This is a genomic window from Kineococcus indalonis (assembly GCF_009906395.1).
In the GTDB taxonomy this organism is placed as follows: domain Bacteria; phylum Actinomycetota; class Actinomycetes; order Actinomycetales; family Kineococcaceae; genus Kineococcus; species Kineococcus indalonis.
This window is the reverse complement of record NZ_JAAALM010000611.1, coordinates 1-2,161: the sequence shown is the minus strand read 5'-3', so window position 1 is coordinate 2,161 and position 2,161 is coordinate 1. Positions and strand designations below refer to the sequence as shown.

At 82.2% G+C, this 2,161-nt stretch carries 1 protein-coding gene and 1 pseudogene; both read right to left on the bottom strand.

Annotated features, from left to right (window positions below):
- Window positions 1–8: 8 nt before the first annotated feature.
- On the bottom strand, window positions 9–1,241 hold the full coding sequence (locus tag GTR00_RS26070) for a glycosyltransferase family 4 protein (RefSeq protein ID WP_166613213.1): 1,233 nt from the start codon (window positions 1,239–1,241) through the stop codon (window positions 9–11).
- A pseudogene (locus GTR00_RS19495) lies at window positions 1,238–2,161 on the bottom strand (hypothetical protein); the annotation flags it as partial. The gene GTR00_RS26070 and the pseudogene GTR00_RS19495, both read right to left, overlap by 4 nt.

The following is a 2,161-nucleotide window of genomic DNA, read 5'->3' as shown; positions in this document are numbered from 1 at the left end:
CCCGCCGCTCAGCGCGGCGGGGGCGCCGCGTCCCCGGGCCCGTCCCCGCTCACGTCCGCGACCACGTCGTCACCGGCCAGCAGCGCCGCCAGCCGCTCCGCCTGCGCCGTCCAGCCCCAGCGGCGGCTGACCCACTCCCGACCCGCGCGCCCGAGCGCCGCCGCACGCCGGGAGTCGGTGAGCAGGCCCGCGACGCGGTCGGCCACGGCGGCCACGTCGCGGCCGTCGACGACGTGGCCGTTGACGCCGTCGAGGACCGCGTCGGGGGCGCCGCCGGAGTCGCCGGCCACCACGGGCAGCCCGCAGGCGGCGGCCTCCAGGTAGCAGATGCCCAGCGCCTCCGGCTCCAGGCCGCCCAGGCGGGTGCGGGTGGGCATGCAGAACACGTCCCCGGCGTCGTAGTGCGCCGGCGTCTCGGCCCAGGGCACCGCGCCGGTGAGGACGACGTGCCCGCGCAGGCCCAGGCGGTCCACGAGGCGCTCCACCGCGGGGCGGTGCGGGCCGTCGCCGACGATCAGCAGCGCCGCCCCGGGCACCCGCCGGCGCACCTCCGGCAGGGCGCGCACCAGCACGTCCTGGCCCTTGCGGGCCACCAGGCGCGAGACGCACACCACGACGGGCCGCTCGCCCAGGCCGTGGCGGGCGCGCACCTCCTGCCCGCCGCAGCCGGGCCGGAAGAGGTCGGCGTCCACCCCGGGGGTCAGCTGGCGCATGCGCCCGCGGGCGGCGGCGCTCAGGGGGCGCTCGATGCGCGAGCGGCACCACGGCCCCAGGTAGGTGAGGGTGTCGGTGCCCTCGCCGATGCGGTGCAGCGCGGCGCGCGAGCCGGGCAGGGTGGACCACCACACCTCGTGCCCGTGGGTGGTGGCCACGGCGCGGCGCACCCCGGCGCGGCGCAGCCCGGGCGCCAGCAGCCCCAGCGGCGCGGCGGCGCCGAACCAGACCCGGTCCGCGCCGTGCTCGCGGGCGGTGCGCCGCACCCGCCGGGCGATGCCGGGGGTGGGCACCATCAGCGGGGACGGGTCGCGCACCACGGTGATCCCGGCGGCGGCGAGCTCGGCGTCCACGGCGCCGTCGCCGCGCTGGGAGGCGGTGTGCACGACGACGCGGGCGGCGTCGGTGGCGCCGGGCCCGCCGCGGCGGGCGGTGGCCGCGGGCAGCAGCCGCACCACGGCGTGCACGAACGACTCGATGCCGCCGGTGCGCGGGGGGAAGTCGTTGGTGACGACGAGGGTGCTCACGGCCCCCACCCCACCAGGCCGCTGCGCAGCTCGGCGCGCCAGGTCCGCTGCACCTGGGCCCACCCGGTGCCCAGCGCGGCGCGGCAGGCGCGCTCGAGGCGCTGCTCGCGCGGGGCGGCGGGCTCGCCGCCGCGCCCGGGGGCGGCGGCCAGCCGCCGGTGCAGGGCGGTGACGGCGGGCGTGCCGGCGGTGCGGGCGGCGGAGGCGACGAGCGTCCAGGCGGCCGCGTAGGCGACCTGCAACCGCTGCCCGGTGGCGTCGAAGTCCCCGTCGGCGGGCACGGCGGGCACCGCGCCAGCGGCGACGGCCTGCAGCAGGGGCGCGGCGAGGGCGGCGGCGGGCACGCCGAGGCCCAGGCGGGCGACGTGGTCGGCGTACCCCTCGGCCAGCCAGCGCGGCACCGGCCGCAGCCCGTCGCCGGCCGGCGCGGCGGGCCGGGCGGTGGCGCGGGCGGCCACGTGGACGAGCTCGTGGGTCAGGGTGGCGGCGCGCCCGGCCGGGGTGAGGCGGGCGAACCGCTCGGCGACCAGGACGACGCGCACGCCGGCGGGGGCGCCGTCGGCCAGCGCGGCGTCCTCCCCCACGGCCACGGCGTCCAGCGCCGCGGCGCGGGCGGGGTCCAGCCCGGCCAGGCGCGCGGCGTGCCGCGCCCGCGGCACGACGACGACGGCGGTGCCGCGGGGCCAGTCGGTGCCCCAGGCGGCGTCCACGCGCGCCGCGGCGGCGGGCAGGTCCGCGGCGGCCCCGGCGGCCACCCGCCCGGCGTCCTGACCGGCGTCCAGCTCGCCGTCCAGCTCGCCGTTCCCGGCGGCGGGGTGGGGGTGCACCAGCAGCACGACGCCGCCGTCGACGCGCCGGGCGCTCACCGCGCCGAGGTCCCAGGGCTGGGGGGTGCCCCGCCCCGGCACCAGCGCCCAGGC